At 61.1% G+C, this 16,736-nt stretch carries 14 protein-coding genes and 1 tRNA gene; 7 read left to right on the top strand and 8 right to left on the bottom strand.

Annotated elements, in window-relative coordinates; translation table 11 throughout:
* The first annotated feature begins 5 nt into the window (after nt 1-5).
* The 4 genes from ACYVGC_RS09125 to katG all read left to right on the top strand — a co-directional run bounded on the left by ACYVGC_RS09125 (nt 6) and on the right by katG (nt 5,524).
* Nucleotides 6-1,247, top strand: a complete 1,242-nt coding sequence (locus ACYVGC_RS09125) for a pyridoxal phosphate-dependent aminotransferase (protein WP_460583508.1) — start codon at nt 6-8, stop codon at nt 1,245-1,247.
* Between the two features lie 62 nt (nt 1,248-1,309).
* Nucleotides 1,310-1,990: a cytochrome b/b6 domain-containing protein gene (locus tag ACYVGC_RS09120; protein ID WP_460583507.1), complete on the top strand. Its 681-nt coding sequence runs from the start codon at nt 1,310-1,312 to the stop codon at nt 1,988-1,990.
* 72 nt (nt 1,991-2,062) lie between these two features.
* Nucleotides 2,063-2,638, top strand: a complete 576-nt coding sequence (locus ACYVGC_RS09115; protein ID WP_460583506.1) for a TetR/AcrR family transcriptional regulator — start codon at nt 2,063-2,065, stop codon at nt 2,636-2,638.
* A 588-nt stretch (nt 2,639-3,226) separates the two neighbouring features.
* Nucleotides 3,227-5,524: a catalase/peroxidase HPI gene (katG, locus tag ACYVGC_RS09110; protein WP_460583505.1), complete on the top strand. Its 2,298-nt coding sequence runs from the start codon at nt 3,227-3,229 to the stop codon at nt 5,522-5,524.
* A gap of 170 nt (nt 5,525-5,694) precedes the next feature.
* Here the strand turns inward: katG and ACYVGC_RS09105 are convergent, their stop codons facing one another.
* The 8 genes from ACYVGC_RS09105 to ACYVGC_RS09070 form a co-directional block, all read right to left on the bottom strand.
* Entirely contained in the window at nt 5,695-6,582 is an 888-nt protein-coding gene (locus tag ACYVGC_RS09105; RefSeq protein WP_460583504.1) for a DNA/RNA non-specific endonuclease, read from the bottom strand.
* Nucleotides 6,583-6,832: 250 nt separating this feature from the next.
* A complete protein-coding gene (locus ACYVGC_RS09100) occupies nt 6,833-7,213 on the bottom strand; it encodes a hypothetical protein (RefSeq protein ID WP_460583503.1) in 381 nt (126 codons plus the stop codon).
* 932 nt (nt 7,214-8,145) lie between these two features.
* A tRNA-Ser gene (locus ACYVGC_RS09095) sits at nt 8,146-8,233 on the bottom strand.
* Nucleotides 8,234-8,318: 85 nt separating this feature from the next.
* A complete protein-coding gene (locus ACYVGC_RS09090) occupies nt 8,319-9,404 on the bottom strand; it encodes an asparaginase (protein ID WP_460583502.1) in 1,086 nt (361 codons plus the stop codon).
* Nucleotides 9,405-9,461: 57 nt separating this feature from the next.
* Nucleotides 9,462-10,241 (bottom strand): TatD family hydrolase, encoded by a 780-nt coding sequence (locus ACYVGC_RS09085; RefSeq protein ID WP_460583501.1) that lies wholly within the window; start codon nt 10,239-10,241, stop codon nt 9,462-9,464.
* A gap of 15 nt (nt 10,242-10,256) precedes the next feature.
* Nucleotides 10,257-10,664 carry a GNAT family N-acetyltransferase gene (locus ACYVGC_RS09080; protein ID WP_460583500.1) on the bottom strand — a complete coding sequence of 136 codons (408 nt, stop codon included), beginning with the start codon at nt 10,662-10,664 and terminating at the stop codon, nt 10,257-10,259.
* Between the two features lie 63 nt (nt 10,665-10,727).
* Nucleotides 10,728-11,813: a glycosyltransferase gene (locus ACYVGC_RS09075; RefSeq protein WP_460583499.1), complete on the bottom strand. Its 1,086-nt coding sequence runs from the start codon at nt 11,811-11,813 to the stop codon at nt 10,728-10,730.
* 75 nt (nt 11,814-11,888) lie between these two features.
* A complete protein-coding gene (locus ACYVGC_RS09070) occupies nt 11,889-12,572 on the bottom strand; it encodes a polysaccharide deacetylase family protein (RefSeq protein ID WP_460583498.1) in 684 nt (227 codons plus the stop codon).
* 228 nt (nt 12,573-12,800) lie between these two features.
* Here ACYVGC_RS09070 and trxA point away from each other — a divergent pair, with 228 nt between their 5' ends.
* The 3 genes from trxA to ACYVGC_RS09055 all read left to right on the top strand — a co-directional run bounded on the left by trxA (nt 12,801) and on the right by ACYVGC_RS09055 (nt 16,721).
* Nucleotides 12,801-13,109 (top strand): thioredoxin family protein, encoded by a 309-nt coding sequence (gene trxA / locus ACYVGC_RS09065; RefSeq protein WP_460583497.1) that lies wholly within the window; start codon nt 12,801-12,803, stop codon nt 13,107-13,109.
* 283 nt (nt 13,110-13,392) lie between these two features.
* Nucleotides 13,393-15,741 carry a TonB-dependent receptor gene (locus ACYVGC_RS09060; protein WP_460583496.1) on the top strand — a complete coding sequence of 783 codons (2,349 nt, stop codon included), beginning with the start codon at nt 13,393-13,395 and terminating at the stop codon, nt 15,739-15,741.
* Nucleotides 15,742-15,836: 95 nt separating this feature from the next.
* Nucleotides 15,837-16,721 carry a DUF4249 domain-containing protein gene (locus ACYVGC_RS09055; protein ID WP_460583495.1) on the top strand — a complete coding sequence of 295 codons (885 nt, stop codon included), beginning with the start codon at nt 15,837-15,839 and terminating at the stop codon, nt 16,719-16,721.
* The last annotated feature ends 15 nt before the right edge of the window (nt 16,722-16,736 follow it).

Here is a 16,736-nt window from a genome sequence, read left to right as displayed (position 1 = left end):
GTACTATGTCGTTATCCGTGTCGCAGCGCGGGCAGGAAATGCCCGTTTCCCCGTTTCGTAAACTGGCCCCCTTTGCCGCGGCTGCCGAGCAGCAGGGCAAAAAGGTGTACTACCTCAACATTGGCCAGCCCGATATTGCCACGCCGCCCAGCCTGTTTGAGGCCGTGCGCAAAGCCGACATTCGGGTGCTAGCCTACAGCCACGGCGCGGGCACCGACAGCTACCGTCAGAAGCTGATGGCCTACTACCACCGCGCGGGCATCGAGGTAGATACCGAGGAAATACTGGTGACCACAGCCGGCAGTGAGGCCATCCTGTTTGCGCTGCTCACCTGCCTCAATCCCGGTGACGAGTTGGTGGTGCCCGAGCCGTTTTACGGTACCTACTCGGCCTTCGCCATTGCGGCGGGCGTGAAAATCGTGACCGTAACGGCCACCATCGACAACGGCTTTGCACTGCCGCCACTTGCTGATTTCGAGCAGGTTATTACGCCGCGCACCAAGGCTATTTTGCTTTGTAACCCCAGCAACCCCACGGGCCACGTGTACACGCAAACCGAGTTGGATGGCTTGCTAAGCTTGTGTCAACGGCACCAGCTTTACTTGCTTTCGGATGAAGCCTACCGCGAATACTGCTACGACGGGGCGCGCTCCATCAGTGCGCTCAACCTAGCCGGCGGCGACGAGTACGTGGTGGTGCTGGACACCATTTCGAAGCGGTATAGCGCCTGCGGGGCGCGGGTAGGTTCGCTCGTAACGCGCAACAAAAGCGTATTTCAGGCTGCCTTTCACTTTGCCCAGATGCGCATCAGCCCGCCCGGCCTGGGCATGTTGCTGGGCGAAGCTGCCGTGGCCCTGCCCGAAAGCTACTTTGACGAGAACCGGGCCGAGTACCAAGCCCGCCGCAACCTCACCGTGCGCCGCCTGCAAGCCATGCCCGGCGTGCAGTGCCCCGTGCCGGGCGGCGCATTCTACGTAATGGCCCACCTGCCGGTGGATGATGCTGAGCGCTTCGGCGAGTGGCTGCTGACGGATTTTGCCTACGAAAACCAGACGCTCATGCTCTCACCGGCCAACGGCTTTTACCAAACGCCGGGCCTGGGCCGCCAGCAAGTGCGCCTGGCCTACATCCTGAACCTGCACGACCTCGACCTAGCCCTCACCTGCCTGGAGCAGGCGCTGCTGGTGTACCCCGGCCGCACCCTGGAGCCAGTAGAGGCGTTGGAAACGGCGAGCCAGTTTTCTTAAGGCATTCTTAAGTAACAGGAAGACGGGTAATTACGTCTGAGGAGGTTCACTGCCCCCTCTTTATGCAAGCCACTACTGCCCCACCCGTTACCGCCACCCACGACTACTCGGCCGCCATGCGCGCATGGCACTGGGTGAATGCCACTTTGGTATCGGGCCAGCTGCTAACCATTCTTTTTCAGAAGGTTATCGTGAATGCCAAGGGGGCCGTGCCCGAGTTTCAAGCAGCCATTACCAAAGGCGGCGGTACGCTTACGCAGCAGCAGGGCCGGGCCGTGGCGCACGTTATCAGTGAGCGCATCTGGACCTGGCACGTGTGGATGGGCATAGCGCTGGCGGCTTTCTGGTTGTTTTGGACGGTGATGCAGGCGCTGGACCCCGCCGGCCGGCGCTTTGGGGCGCGCTTGATGGCCGCTGCCCGACGCTACAAACTGGCGGCCCCGGCCGAGCACGCTGACGCCCGCCACGCGCTGCTAGCCAAGCTTACCTACGCGGCTTTCTACCTGTTTATCACCATTATAGTAGTAACGGGGCTGGTGCTGACGTTTGCCGATGACCTGCCTTTCCTGGGCAGCGTGAAGCACACGGCGGAGGAAGTGCACAATGTGACGATGTACCTCATTATCGGCTACATCGTGCTGCACGTGGTGGGCGTGGTGTGGTCAGAAATTACCAAGGACCACGGGTTGATTTCGCGGATGGTGAGTGGCACGGCAAGCCCCAAAACGCCGCAAGACTATTAACGAACATTCGTTAGCATGGCGCACGAGGCAGTAACTTTGCGGCTACTCTCCCTCCCACCCGCCATGGTTAAAATGAAAAAATCGGTCAAGCGCGAGCTGATTCTGGCCGAAGCTGCCAAGCTCTTCAAGGACCGGGGCTACAGCGGCACGTCGATGCGCGACCTGGCCGGGCAGGTGGGCATGGAGGCCGCCAGCATGTACAACCACATCAAGTCGAAAGACGAGCTGCTGGATACTATCTGCTTCCGTATTTCGGACACGTATATTTCACAACTACGTGAAATAGAGCATACTGCCATTCCGTACGGCGAGAAGATAAAATCGCTGGTGCGCCTGCACATCCGGCTGATGGTGGAGGATGGCGCGGCCGTATCGGTGGCCAACCACGACTGGAAATACCTGCCCGAGCCGCGCCTCACCGAGTTTAAGCAGGCCCGCAAGAGCTACGAAAAAGGCTTCGCGGCGCTCATTGAGGCGGGTATTGCGGCCGGCGAGTTTCGGCCCGTCAATGCGTCTGTGGCGCTGTTTACGGTGCTGTCGGCGGTGCGCTGGGTGGAGTTGTGGTACCGGCCGGGCCGGGGCCTCACGGCCGAAGAGCTGGAAAGCAACATCATCACGGTGCTGCTGGGCGGGCTGGAGCAGCGGTAAAGGGCGCGCCCTGCTGGGCTTGAGTTACTGCGCTTTTCCCGGTTCAGCCACGGGCCAGACTACGCCTGAATGGATACGCCATCAAGCTGCCTGCAAGGCTGGGTTTCGAGCGTGCGGGCCACAGTTGCTGGCCGCCGCGGCTTGCTGGTATAGGATGGGGAGATTACGTAGCAACTCGCAAAAAAGCCGGCCAGCCGAAGTTTAACCAAAATTTAAGCTAACGCTAAGCCAAGCTTAAGCCGCGTGGCCGTTTAAGTTTTCTAGGCTGATTTATGAGCCAGCTCTTTCGTATCTGCCGCTTATAATAGCTTGATATTATGCGTTGTTATGCATTCTATATTCGCCGGAGCTGGCGACTACTCGGCACCTATTCCCAAAGCCTAGGCCGACGATTTGAACTAAGAGGTAAAAATTAGGGATAACTAGTTACAAAACGCGTGCGGCGCAAGGAATTTGGGCAAGAGCGAATAAGAACAAAGTGCCTTTGCTGTGTTATGGAAGCAGAAAAACCAGTCGATACAGCGGAAGCAAAACAGTTGGAACAGAACCTACGTTTGTTCACCAAAATCCATTTTAGCGGAAATAATAATGCTCAACATAAGCCACGATAAGACCAACACCAAAACGTTTGATATGCAGGGCAAATGCCCTTTCGGCGGCGACCGCATCGGCGGCGCAGATGGCTCGCCACCCGCCCTGTCTGACTGGTACCCCAACCGGCTGAAGGTGGAGCAGCTGCATCAGAACGGCCCGCAGGCCAACCCGCTCGGCGATGACTTCAACTACGCCGAGGCGTTCAACTCCATCAACCTGGAGGAGTTGAAGCAGGAAATCAAAGGCTTTTTGACTTCTTCGGTGGATTGGTGGCCGTCGGACTACCACAACTACGGCCCGCAGATGATTCGGATGGCCTGGCACTCGGCCGGCACCTACCGCATTGCCGACGGCCGCGGCGGCGCGGGCGAAGCCTTGCAGCGCTTCGCGCCCATCAACAGCTGGTGGGACAACGGCAACACCGACAAGTCGCGCCGCCTCATCGCACCCATTAAGCAGAAGTACGGCAGCGCCCTGTCCTGGGCCGACCTTATTGTGCTGACCGGCAACTGCGCGCTGGAAATTATGGGCTTCCCTACTTACGGCTTCGCCGGGGGCCGCCACGATGCCTGGGAGGCTGATAATGCCACCTACTGGGGCCCCGAGGTGTACAAGGACCTCGCGAAAGCGGATGCGTTTGATGAGATGGTAACGCGCGACAAGCGCTGGCGCGGCCAGAATGGCGATGCCGACTACGACCTGGAGAACCCGCTGGCGGCCTCGCACCAAGCCCTGATTTACGTGAACCCCGAAGGTCCTTATGCTAACGGCGACCCGATGGGCTCGGCCCGCGACATCCGCGTGACGTTCACGCGCATGGCCATGAACAACGAGGAAACCGTGGCCCTCATTGCTGGCGGCCACGCCTTCGGCAAGAGCCACGGCATGGTGAAATCGACCGAAATCGGGGCTCCACCCGAGATTGCGCCGATGGAACTCATGGGCCTGGGCTGGCACAACCCTGAGGGCACCGGCAACGCCGAGTTCACGATGACTAACGGCATCGAGGGCAGCTGGACGCCGAACCCGACGCAGTGGGACAACGACTACCTCACCAACCTGTTTAAGTTTGAATGGGAGCAGACCAAGAGCCCAGCCGGTGCCCTGCAATGGACCCCGGTTGACAAGAACGCGCCCAAGACGCCCGACGCACACATTCCCGGTCAGATGAACGACCTGATGATGATGACGACGGACATCGCCTTCAAGGTAGACCCCGAGTACCGCGCGGTGTGCGAGAAATTCCTCAACGATTTCGACGCCTTTACCCAAGCCTTCTCCAAGGCCTGGTACAAGCTGACCCACCGCGACATGGGCCCGCGCGAGCGCTACCTCGGCCCCGAGAAGGTGAACGAAAACGACCTGCTGTGGCAGGACCCCATTCCGGTGGCCGACTACGCGGTAATCGACGCGGCGGATATCGCGGCGCTGAAGCAGTCGATTCTGGCTTCGGGCATTTCGGTTTCTGACTTGGTGTATACGGCCTTTTCGGCGGCCGTTACGCACCGCAGCAGCGACAAGCGCGGCGGGGCCAACGGCGGCCGGCTCGCGCTGGCTCCGCAGAAAGACTGGGCCGTAAACCGCCGCACGGTGCCGGTTATCGCCGCTTTGCGTAAGGTATATGACGAGTTTAACGGCCAGCAAACCGGTGGCAAGCACGTTTCGCTCGCCGACCTCATTGTGCTGGGTGGCTGCGCGGCGCTTGAAAAAGCGGCTGCTGATGCGGGCGTGGCTACCGAGGTGCCCTTCACCCCGGGCCGCCGCGACACTACGCAGGACCTCACTGATATTGAGATGTTTACGTGGCTGAAGCCCGTGGCCGATGGTTTCCGTAACTACCTCGACAAAGGGTTCTCGGAAATTTCGCAGAACGTTTCGCCCGAGGAACTATTCCTCGACAAGGCGCACCTGCTCTCGCTCACCTCGCCCGAGTGGGTGGCGCTGACGGGCGGCCTGCGGGCGATGAACGCCAACCACGACGGCTCGCCCTACGGCGTCTTCACCGACCGCGTGGGCGTGCTCACCAACGACTTCTTCACGGTGCTCACCAGCACGGAATATGACTGGAAGAAGGCGGATATGAAGGGAATGACCTTCTCGCTCGAAAACCGCAAAACGGGCGAAAGCCGCTTTGTGGCGACCCGGTCGGACCTCGTATTTGGCTCTAATAGCCAGCTGCGCGCCGTGGCTGAAGTATACGCCGGCAGCGATGGCCATAAGCGCTTCGTGAAAGCGTTCGTGAAAGCCTGGGACAAGGTGATGATGCTCGACCGCTACGACGTGAAAATCTGAGGCTAGCCAACGCTGACGGCAGGCGAAACACTGAAAGTCAGCACGCTACCTTTCTGCTTAGCCAATCATCGTAAAGGCCTGCAACTCATTTGCAACGCAAACACCCCGTCAGCACGTGCTGGCGGGGTTTTTTGTTGGGTGTAGGCGCTCACGGCCTGCTTCAGGCGGCCTTAGTTGGTTGGGCCCGCGTCGGTTTTGGCCTCCAGCGAGGCTTGCACGCTGGTGGAAAGCGCCGACAGCAGGTCGTAGCCGGTGGCGGCCTCAATGGCATCGACGCTGGTGCGGTAGCTGCCCCAGGCGGTGCTTACTGCGGTTGTGTTGGGCGTGTTGATGGCAATTACGCGGGTGCTGGTCGTCACGCGCGACACGTCGCCACTGCCGTTGGGGAGCACCACCACTACTTTCCAGCAGTTGGCCGGCACGGTTACCTTGCCGCCGGCGATGGTAGTGGCGTAGCCGTTGACGCCGGTGCCGCCCTTGCCATAGGAGCCGCACACGATGTAGAGCTCATTGCCGGCCGCCGTGAGCGTGCGGCAGTAGTTTTCCAACCCCGCCCAGGTCTGCTGATTATTGACGGAAGCCTGAGGCATCATATTGGTCATCAAGAAGGTAGCCGAGTTATCGGCCACTGAGCCCGTGCGGTCGGCCGAGGGGCAGTTGTGGCCGCGGTCGAAGCCCGAGCCGGTGTAGTCGCTCGTCTTCACCTGGTACCAGCCGCTGGGCAAGCTCGCATCGGGCGAGAAATTGTCCTGGCGCGCCGTGGAGCCCTGCCAGGCCGAGCTGAGGTGCCAGCTCACCCAGTTGGGCCGGCCCTGGTCGCGGTTGTAGGACAGGGTGTACTGGGTTTTGGTCAGCAGGTAGTTGCTGGGGGATGAGGTGCTGGCTACCGCGCCACTGGGGTTGCCCAGGGCCAGGTTACTGTCGCGGGTGGCCGTAGCATCGGCCGTGGCGGTGCTGCTGGGGGTGACAGTGGGCGTGGCGACCTCGTTTTTGGCGCAGGAAACGGCCAGCGTGGCCAGCAACGCCAGGGAGGCGAACCGGGTGAGAAATTGCTTCATGGAAAAGGCAAAGAGGGAAGAGTGACGCACAAAAGTGGGAGCCAAACCCGAGTCAGCCGGTTACGCCAGTGTTATGCTTTTGGGAAGGCGCAGCGCAGCCGCAGCCAGCGGGCGCTGGCGCGAATGGGAGCCACCCTTTATAGAAATACGCTATCAATCTGCTACTTAAGCCTTCGCGGGCTACGTAACCAGGGCGCTACCGCCACGCCCGCTACCCGCTCCTCCAGGCGCCCGCTCGCCCACGGCGCGGCTATGGCGCAGGGAGGCGCCGCCGATGCAGGTAGCGCGTTTCTGAGCTGATATACTGGGAGGTACTGCCGCTAGCATCGCCCGGCACATTTGTGGTGCTCAGCAACTCCCAGCCATGCCGGGCCAGGTAGTTAAGGGCATCGACAACCGATGTGGAGCCGTTGATATTTTTCGCCATCTCAGCCATTTCGGGCTCGGCCACGGCCCCTTTTACTGCCTGGCCATAGTCAAGCGCCAGCCGGTTTCGGGCCGAGAAATAGCGGTCGTTTGCTACCAGCACGGCGTAGCGATAAGGAAATGCAGAGGCCGTGGGCACCGCTTCCTGCGCCTGGGCGGGCAACCAGGGCAGGCTGAGCAGGAGGGCGAGAAGCAGGTGTTTCATGCGGGCAAGGTAGGCATGTGCAAAAAAGCGCTCACCGCATACTTGAGTAGCGCTAGCCCAGCGGAAAGCCAACAAATTATTCTCGCCTACCGGAATACGCTGCCCGCTGCCACCCCAGGCCCCGACTCGTTGGGCAATAGGATTCTGGAAACCGGAAAACCCGGAGAACTCGCTAGTCCAGATTCAGGAAGCCCGCTCCTAAGAGGAGCCCGAAGGCAATGAATAAGCCGATGACAACTCGGCTGAGCCATTTACTGGCCCACGCCCGATTCTCCTCCTCCAGCCTGTCGGGTAACAAGTCCGTTGACCGGTACAGGGCCAAATACATCATCAGCCCAGCAAATGACAGCAACCCAGCTAGACTTATCAACCCAAATAACACCTTCACTATTTGATACATAGCAATCTAACACCAGGCTATTACCCGTTGGCAAAAGCAGCTTACTACTGGGCGGCTTAGGTGCCGCGGCCAAAGTGCTAGAGCTTGCGGCGAAGCAAATATCCAATCTCGCCTTCTACGTAGTGCCCCGATGTTTCATTGGGAAGCGTGGCGGTTTGCACACATTCCTACCCGAGGCTGTAGAGGTAGTTGAGGCCCGCCGGCACGGACGTGAAACGCCTTACCTGCCCGGCCACCTCGGCCAGCGCAACGTCTTGCATGGGCACTTTCTGGTTCTGCCCGTAGTCTAATGACAGCTTATATGGCGCTGAAAGTCGAGCCCTCTACCACCAGCATGCAGTATACGATAGGTGCTGAAGGCAGCGGGGTCGAATTCTTTTGCGCGTGGGCCACGCCAGCCAACAGCAGGCCGCAGACTAGTAGTAAGGATTTCATGCCCACCAAGATACTGAGGTGGCGGCTACCAGGTCCGCTAAAACCATTCTTTCCTAAAAGGAAAACCCCATTTCCAGGCTGGAAACGGGGTTTTTAGCAGAGAGGATGGGATTCGAACCCACGATAACCTTTTGGGCTATACACACTTTCCAGGCGTGCTCCTTCGACCACTCGGACACCTCTCTGAATGGGGGTGCAAAGATAGGGAAAGGTTGGGGATTTTGGTTGTCGGCTACTGCGTTTTTGGGTAGAAAAGTGCGGTATTGGCCCCTACCCGGGGCTTATCTCACCGCGCAGGTCGTGGCTGAGCAGGTGGCGCGTTTCGGCCTCGCCGCAGCCCAGGCCCAGCACAAACATAAGCTTGGTGATGGCCGCCTCCGTGGTAATATCGTCGCCCCCGATTACGCCCAAGTCGGTGAGGTGGGCGCTGGTTTCGTAGCGGCCCTGCACCACGCGGCCCTCCTCGCACTGGCTCACGTTGAGGATATAAACCCCACGCTGACAAGCTGTTGCCAGGCACTCCAAAAACCAGGGCGTGGTGGGCGCGTTGCCCGAGCCGTAGGTTTCGAGCACGCAGCCGCGCAGGCCGGGCACGCCCAGCACGGCCCCCACCACGGCCGCCGTGATGCCGGGAAACAGCCGCAGCACGGCCACTTTCTCCTCTAGCTGCTGGTGCACGTGCAGCTGGGCGGCGGGCAGCAGCCGGATGCTTTTGTCGTTGAAATCGAGGTTGATGCCGGCGCGGGCCAGCGGCGGGTAATTTTCGCTCTTGAAGGCGGCAAACTGCTGGCTCTCCACCTTTTTGGCGCGGGTACCCCGGATGAGCACATCGTTGAAAAACAACCCCACCTCGGGCATCCGCACGGTGTGGGCGCGGGGGTGGCGGGCGGCAGCTATCTCCAAGGCCGTGAGTAGGTTACGGGCGGCGTCGGAGCGGGTGCGGCCCACCGGCACCTGTGCCCCGGTAAACACCACGGGCTTGCCCAGGTGCTCGAGCAAAAAGCTGAGCGCCGCCGCCGAATACGCCATCGTATCGGTGCCGTGCAGCACCACGAAGCCGTCGAAATCGGCGTAGTGGTGGCCGATGAGCCGGGCCAGCAGCAGCCAGTCGGCGGGCGTCACGTTGCTGCTGTCGATGAGCTGGGGCAGGGCCAATAGCTCCAGGCGGTAGGGCAGCTGGCGCAGCTCGGGCAGCTGGCTATCCAGCTTTTCGAAGTGCATGGGCACCAACTCCTGGCGCTCATTGATGACCATGCCCACCGTGCCACCGGTGTAGAGGATGAGCAGGCGCGGAGCAGTGGCATCGGTGGCGGCGGCAGCGGTAGGCAGCGTGAGCAGGGGCAGGTCGAGGGGCATAAAGTGCTTTTTCGCGCAAGGCGTTGTAAAAGCCAACGCGCAGTTTATCAGCGTTTTTTAAACTGTGGGCAGCCGAAACAGCTCCTGCGCGTTATGGGTGGTGGCGGCGGCCACGGCCTCGGGCGACTGCCCCAGCAGGCTGGCCACTCGGTGCAGCACCAGCGGCAGGTAGGCGGGCTCGTTGCGTTTGCCGCGGTAGGGCACGGGGGCCAGGTAGGGGCAGTCGGTTTCGAGTACCAGGTGAGCTAAGTCAATGTGGGGCAGCACTTTATCTAAGCCCCCATTTTTGAAGGTGGCCACGCCGCCGATACCCAGCTTGAAGCCGCCCAGCGCGATAATGCGCTCGGCCTCGGCCACGCCGTCGGAAAAGCAGTGGAACACCCCGCGCAGGGTACCATCCTGGGCCTCGGCCACCAGCTCGAACGCCTCCTCGAAGGCGCTGCGGGTGTGCAGCACAATGGGCAGGTCGTAGTGCTTGGCCAGGCGCAGCTGGGTGCGCAGCGCTTCCTGCTGCTGAGGCAGATAGGTCTTGTCCCAGTAGAGGTCGATGCCGCACTCCCCCACCGCTACAAAGGGGCGGCGGGCCAGCCAGTCTGCCACTAGTTGCAGCTCCTTTTCAAAATCGGGACCCACGGAGCAGGGGTGTAGGCCCATCATAGCCAGGCAGGTGGCGGGCGCGGCGGCCTCCAGCTCCAGCATGGCGTCGATGGTGGTGCGGTCCACGTTGGGCATCAAAATGGTGCCCACGCCGGCCGCCACGGCGCGGTGCAGCGCTTCGGCCTGGTCGGGCTTGAACTGCTCGGAGTAAAGATGCGCGTGAGTTTCTATTAAATTCATTGTCAAGATTTTAGTTCAATTAAGCAAGCAACTCATCCGTAGGTACGGTACGTTGCCTTTGTAAAAAACGGCTCCTTCGGCTGCCAGGCCAAAGCGTTGGTAAAAGGGCAGCGTATGCTGGCGGGCATCGCACCACAGCGTGTGCGCGCCCTGCGCCCGGGCAGCGGCTAGCACGTGCCGCAGTAGCGCCGTGCCCAGGCCCCGCCTCTGCCAGGCCGGGTCGGTGGCAAACTTGCGGAAGCGCGCCACCCCATCGGCCTCCACAAACAGCGAAATTACCGCTACCAGCGCCCCTGCCACGAACGCGCCAAAGTGCTGGCCGGCCGCATCGTCGGGCAGCTGCACGTAGGCCAGCGGCTTATCGGGCCACAGCACAGCGTGGCGTAGGGCGTAGGTAGCGGCCGGCTCAATGGGTTGAATCACGCATGGTACCGGCTCCTGTTGCCGGGGGTTTTGCTCATTGTTCATCACACGCTACTACTTAACTCATTGATAATTACGGCCTTTCCACTCTACACCGCGACGGCCCAGCAGGCGAGCCAGCGTGAGGTGGGTGGTAAGGACCAGCGAATAAATCTCAAACGCGGGCAGCCACCACCACGTCGGGCGCGGCAGCCCGGCACGGCGGCTGGCGGCCCGCGCCAAGGCGTAGTGACCGGCAATTTTCAACCCTAGTGCAACCAGGGCCAGCCCTAGCTGGCCAGCCGCCGCCAGGCCTAGCGCCGCCAGCCAGTAGCCACTAAAAAATACCAGGCCCGCCTGTATGTGCCAGGGCAGCGCCGCCACGCCGCGCAGCCAGCGCAGCCGCTGCCGCACCAACGCGTCCCACGAGGCAGCGGGCAGCGACACCGCCCGCACCGCCGGCTCAAACAGCTGCCGATAGCCAAACCCCTGCGCGTTCACGGCTTCAAACAAAGCAAAGTCTTCGGTGACGGAGAAGGGCAGCGCCTCGTAGCCGCCGGTGGCCTGGTAGGCGGCGCGAGTGAGGAGCATGTTGTTGCCCATTGCCGTCATGGGTTGCCCAGTTTCGGTGCCCACCTGAATGAGGGCCAAGGACATAAGCCAATCGAGCCCTTGCAGGCGGGCCAACCAGCCGAAGCCCGCTACCACCGTGAGGCCCGTGACGGTGCCCACGCCGGGCGCAGCATGGGCCAGCATGGCCAGCACCCAGGTGGGCGGCACGGCAATGTCAGCATCGGTAAGGAGCAGGTAATCGGCCTGCGCAGCGCGGGCCAGGTGGGCCAATACGTTGGCCTTACCGCGCGCCTGGCCCAGGTTTTCGGTGATGGTGATGACTTGGTAGCGGCCCGCGAAGCCGGCCAGTGCAGCCTCGGCTACGGCGCGGGTGCGGTCGGTACTGGCATCATCGCCAACCAGGATTTCGACCAGCTCGGCTGGGTAGTCAAGGGCGCGCAGGCTGGCCAGGCAGCGGGGCAGCGCCGCTTCCTCGTTGCGGGCTGCCACCAGGATGCTCACGCGGGGCGCGGGCGTAGGCAGCGCCGCCGGGGCCGCCGCGCCGCGCCGCGTGGCCAGCCGCCAGGTGGCGTGGGCCATTACGAGCAGCCACAGCACGCAGTAAAAAAGACAGATTCCCCCCACAGCATCACGAAAAACAGTGCCGCAAAAGTAGCCGCCGCGCTTCCGGCGCTACACCAGCCCAAACTCAAACCCGCGCTCACTGTAGTGCGCCAGCAGGCGCGGCAGCAAAAAGCGCAATGAGCGACTGGCCTTGCGCGAGTCGTGCAGCACCAGGATATCGCCGGGCCGGGTGGCGGCCAGCGTAAGGCGCAGGGCGCGCTCGGGCGCCAGGTCGGGGTCGTAGTCGCGGGTGAGCAGGCTCCACATGACCACGCGGTAGTGCGGCCGCAGCGCACGCAGCACTGGCCAGGTGAGCCGGCCGTAGGGCGGGCGGAAGAGTTTTGATGAATTTGAAATTCGGAATGAAGAAGGAGGAATTGGGTTTGCAGCGATTACGGAGCCTGACTCGGGCGGTAAGGTCAATTCCTCCTTCCTCATTACCAATTCTAAATTCCTTCCGCACTCGGCTACGCCGGCTAAGTAATCGGCGCGGGGCGTGTTCCAGGCGCTACGGTGGTGCTGGGTGTGGTTGCCGAGGCGGTGGCCGGCGGCCAGGGCGGCGCGGGCTATATCGGGGTGGCGGGCCAGGTTGTCGCCCACGCAAAAAAACGTGGCCGGCGCCTGGTAGGCGGCCAGTTGCGCCAGCACCCAGGGCGTTTCTTCCGGAATGGGGCCGTCGTCGAAGGTAAGGTAGAGGCGCGGGCGGCCCGTGGGGCCGGCCGGCGCGCCGCGCCACTCGCTGCCCGGAAACAAGGGGTGCAGCCAGGCCGGCGGGCGGGTGAGGGGAGAATTAATGAGGAGTAGAGAATATAGGAATTAAAAGCCCGGCTATTGCGCGATTAGCCAACGGGGCGCAACCGCTGTTTAGTAACGGCGAACGTACACTGGGTAGCCACGAAAATAAGTACCCCTAGGAAAAGGCGCCCCTCCGCACACGCCAAGCGCCTAATTCATACTTTTCAACTCCTCATTCAAAACGCCATGCCCCGCAAGTCTTTTTCCGAACTCATCAACAGCCCCGGTATGCCCGTGCTGGTCGATTTTTTTGCCGACTGGTGCGGCCCCTGCAAAACGATGGCCCCCATTCTGCAACAGGTGGCTACCCAGCACGAAGGCAAGCTGCGCATCATCAAAATCGACGTAGACAAGAACCCCGCCGTGGCCCAGCAATTCAAGGTACAGAGCATTCCTACGCTCATCCTATTCAGCCAGGGCAAGCCGGTGTGGCGGCAGGCGGGCGTAGTGCCCGCCGCCCAGATTGGGCAGGCCGTGAGCCAGCATTTGCGCTAGTTATGGCCTTCCACTGGCTTCAGCGCCCGGCTGCCTCGTGGTGGCTGGGCGCTTTGGTGCCGGGGAAAGTGGCCGCACCAAAAAGCGCGCTATGTCACCCTGCATGTACTAGGCCGCCGATATTTTGTACTGAAAACAAACTCCTTCTTGAACTTTATGTACTAAAACTGGAATAAATGGCCAACGGCAGGCAGCTGATTGGTTCAGTTTGTGGCACCTGTCGAACTTGCTTTTCCACATGGGGGTTTGATGAATTGCCGCTTGGAAAAGCGTAATTTTGAGTATGTTCGGAAAATCGCGTCAGTACGGATTAGTAATTACGGGAATGCTGTGGCTGGCTGCTCCGCGCCTGGGCTGGGCGCAGGCGCAGCACGTGCTGAGCGGCCTGGTGCGTGGGGCCGATGGGGGCGTGCTGCCCGGCGCGTCGGTAGCGGTGCCGGCCCTGAGCCTGGGCACCGCTACCAGCGCCGATGGCCGGTTTAGCCTGAGCCTGCCCGAGGGACCACAGCAGGTGGTGGTGTCGTTTGTGGGCTACGCGTCGCAAACGCTGAGCGTGAACCTACGCCGGCCGCAGCAACACAATTTTACACTGGCCGTGGCTACCAGCGAGCTGGGCGAAGTGGTGGTGCAGGGCCAGCAAACGCTGAAGGAGAAGCTTCAATCGACCCAGATGGGCGTCGAACACCTCAGCATTCGGGAGGCCAAGCTGCTGCCGGCGCTGTTTGGCGAGGTCGATATCCTGAAGACCTTGCAGCTCAAGCCCGGCGTGCAGAGCGGCGGCGAGGGCAGCAGCGGGCTATTCGTGCGCGGCGGCTCGTCCGACCAGAACCTGGTGCTGGTGGACAACGTGGTAGTGTACAATCCCAACCACTTGTTTGGGCTGTTCTCGGTGTTTAACTCCGATGCCGTGCAGAGCGTCGATTTGTACAAGGCGGGCTTTCCGGCACAGTTTGGGGGACGGCTTTCGTCGGTGGTCGATGTGAAGCTGCGCGAGGGCGACCGCAGCAAGTTTGTGACCACGGGCGGCATCGGCCTCATCTCGTCGCGCCTCAGCTTCGAGGGACCTATTCAGAAGGGTAAAGGCTCGTTTATCGTGAGCGGCCGGCGCACGTATTTCGACATTTTTACCCGCGCCCTCAACCGCGCCAACGCGGGCAAGGAAGACTACTCGCCCATCCCAGATTACTATTTCTATGACTTCAACGCCAAGGGTAATTACACGCTGGGTGAGAAAGACCAGCTGTTTCTGACCGGCTACCTGGGGCGCGACGTGTTCGGCTTTACCTCGCCCAATGGCTTCCAGGCTCAGTTTACCTGGGGCAACACGCTGGGCGCGCTGCGCTGGCAGCACGTGTACTCGCCCCGGCTCACGCTGAATACCACGGCTTCGGTGAGCAACTATAAGTACAATTTGGGCAATAGCCTCGACCAGTTCAGCTTCGACCTGGGCTCGACCATCCTGGACTACACCGGGCGCGCCGACCTCGACTACCTGCCCAACGACCGGCACACCATCAAGCTGGGGGCGGCGCTCACGCACCACAACTTTGGGGTGGGCCGCCTACAGCGCAGCTCGCAAGACAATAGCGTAAACTTCGGGTCCGATGTGAGCTACACCGGCCAGGAGGGTGGCATCTATGTCTCTGATAACGTGAAGGTTAGCGAGAAGTTACAAGCAGAGCTGGGCTTGCGCGCCACGGGCTTCCGCAGCGGCACCGACTTGCACGGCGGCCTGGAGCCCCGCCTCTCGGCCCGCTACTCACTCAGCGACAACATTGCCCTCAAAGGCAGCTACGCGCTCATGTACCAGTACGTGCACCTGGTGTCGAACTCGGGCGCGTCGCTGCCCACCGATATCTGGTATCCGTCGCGGCTATCGGTGCTGCCGCAGCGCTCGCAGCAGGTGAGCACGGGGGCCAGCTTTTTGCTGGGTGGTGGCAAGTACTTGCTAACCAATGAGGTATATTATAAATGGGCCAGCAACCAGATTGACTTCAAGGACGGCGCGCAGATTTTTGCCAACAACAACCTCGACTCGCAATTCCTGTTCGGGCGCGGCTGGGCCTACGGCAACGAGCTGTACCTGGAGAAAAAAACCGGCAAAACCACCGGCTGGGTCGGCTACACCCTGGCCTGGACCAAGCGCAACTTTCCGCCGCAGCTGGGCACTACGGGCATCAATAACGGCAAGGATTTTTACCCCAACTACGACCGGCGGCACAACCTGACGGTGGTGGTTATTCACCAACTCAATGCGCGCATCAACCTCACGGCCAGCTTTGTATATACCAGCGGTGCGCCCACTACGCTGCCGCTGGGGCGCTTCGCCATTCAGGATATTTACCAGGGTGGCATTCAGGCCATTCCCGTGTATCCCGACCGCAACTCGTACCGGCTCATCCCCTACCACCGCCTCGACCTGGGCATGGTATACAAGCTGCGGCCCTCGCGCATCGGCGGCGAGCGCGACCTGACATTTAGCATATACAACGCCTACAACCGGCGCAACGCCTACTTCATCTACTTCGACCAAACCCGCGACAAGGCCACCGACCAGGTGACCGGCTACCGGGCCCAGCAGGTGTCGCTGTTCCCATTCATCCCCTCCGTAACGTACAATTTCAAACTCTAACCGCAGATTCAAGTGGAGTTGACGGACTTCGCAGCTGTGCTCCTGCGGAGTGGGACTTTCTTATTTATTGTCTATTAGTTAAAGTATTGATAATTATGCGTTTACTGAGTTTTGGCTTTGGAGGATTGGTAGTTGGGGCCGGGCTACTGGGGCTGGCGGGCTGTGGTAAGTTTCAGAACGATGTGAACGTGCCCCTGCCCTACTACGCCAATCAGCTCGTGGCCGAATGCTACCTGCAAAACGGCGTAATACCGCAGCTCACCATCACCGAGTCGGTACCGTACCTCGATGATGGCCAGGCCGTTGCGGCTGGCTCGCAACTATTAAAGCTGGAGAACGGGCAAACGGTGCAGCTACCCACCGACGTGTCGGTGACGCTTACGCTGCCCGGCGGGCGCACTATGAAGATGATTTTCTTACCCGGCATCAACCCGATTACCGGCAAGTATTTTACGCATATTGGCACGGCCCCCATTACGGCGCGGGCGGGCCAGCAATTTGGCCTCGATGCGCAGGACAAGCGCGGGCGACACATCACGGGCACTACCATTGTGCCCACGCTCGTGCCCATCGACTCGGTGCGCTACCGCTTCAACGACCTCACCGGCGACAACAAGAAGGCGTACTTCCAAACCAAGTGGACCGATGCCGGCGCTACCAACGACTACTACCGCATTATGCTGCACAAGGGCAAGCCCGCCAACAACTCCGAAACCGATAACACCCTCACCGACCGGCTGTTCAATGGCCAGCCCTACTCGCAGGTAACCAGCTACCGCTTCCGGCCCAACGACACCATCACGGCTACCCTCTACCACATCGACTCGCTGTTTTATGACTTCCGGCAGTCGATACGCGATGCGCGCAATGCCAATGGCAACCCGTTTTCGCAGCCTTCGGGCATCCACAGCACCGTGCAGGGCGGCATCGGCGTGTTCACCGTGCTGGTCAGCGACGAGCGCCGGGTGATATTGAAGTAGGCGTAGCGCCAAACT

The organism is Hymenobacter arcticus (assembly GCF_054779975.1).
Note: the sequence above shows the minus strand (reverse complement) of the source record. Positions and strands in the feature narration are given on the sequence as shown.

What these genes read in the sequence shown, in the direction of transcription:
- ACYVGC_RS09125 (WP_460583508.1), top strand. Translation starts at nt 6, where the DNA reads ATGTCGTTATCCGTGTCGCAGCGCGGGCAGGAAATGCCCGTTTCCCCG.
- ACYVGC_RS09120 (WP_460583507.1), top strand. Translation starts at nt 1,310, where the DNA reads ATGCAAGCCACTACTGCCCCACCCGTTACCGCCACCCACGACTACTCG.
- ACYVGC_RS09115 (WP_460583506.1), top strand. Translation starts at nt 2,063, where the DNA reads ATGAAAAAATCGGTCAAGCGCGAGCTGATTCTGGCCGAAGCTGCCAAG.
- katG (WP_460583505.1), top strand. Translation starts at nt 3,227, where the DNA reads ATGCTCAACATAAGCCACGATAAGACCAACACCAAAACGTTTGATATG.
- ACYVGC_RS09105 (WP_460583504.1), bottom strand. Translation starts at nt 6,582, where the DNA reads ATGAAGCAATTTCTCACCCGGTTCGCCTCCCTGGCGTTGCTGGCCACG.
- ACYVGC_RS09100 (WP_460583503.1), bottom strand. Translation starts at nt 7,213, where the DNA reads ATGAAACACCTGCTTCTCGCCCTCCTGCTCAGCCTGCCCTGGTTGCCC.
- ACYVGC_RS09090 (WP_460583502.1), bottom strand. Translation starts at nt 9,404, where the DNA reads ATGCCCCTCGACCTGCCCCTGCTCACGCTGCCTACCGCTGCCGCCGCC.
- ACYVGC_RS09085 (WP_460583501.1), bottom strand. Translation starts at nt 10,241, where the DNA reads ATGAATTTAATAGAAACTCACGCGCATCTTTACTCCGAGCAGTTCAAG.
- trxA (WP_460583497.1), top strand. Translation starts at nt 12,801, where the DNA reads ATGCCCCGCAAGTCTTTTTCCGAACTCATCAACAGCCCCGGTATGCCC.
- ACYVGC_RS09060 (WP_460583496.1), top strand. Translation starts at nt 13,393, where the DNA reads ATGTTCGGAAAATCGCGTCAGTACGGATTAGTAATTACGGGAATGCTG.
- ACYVGC_RS09055 (WP_460583495.1), top strand. Translation starts at nt 15,837, where the DNA reads ATGCGTTTACTGAGTTTTGGCTTTGGAGGATTGGTAGTTGGGGCCGGG.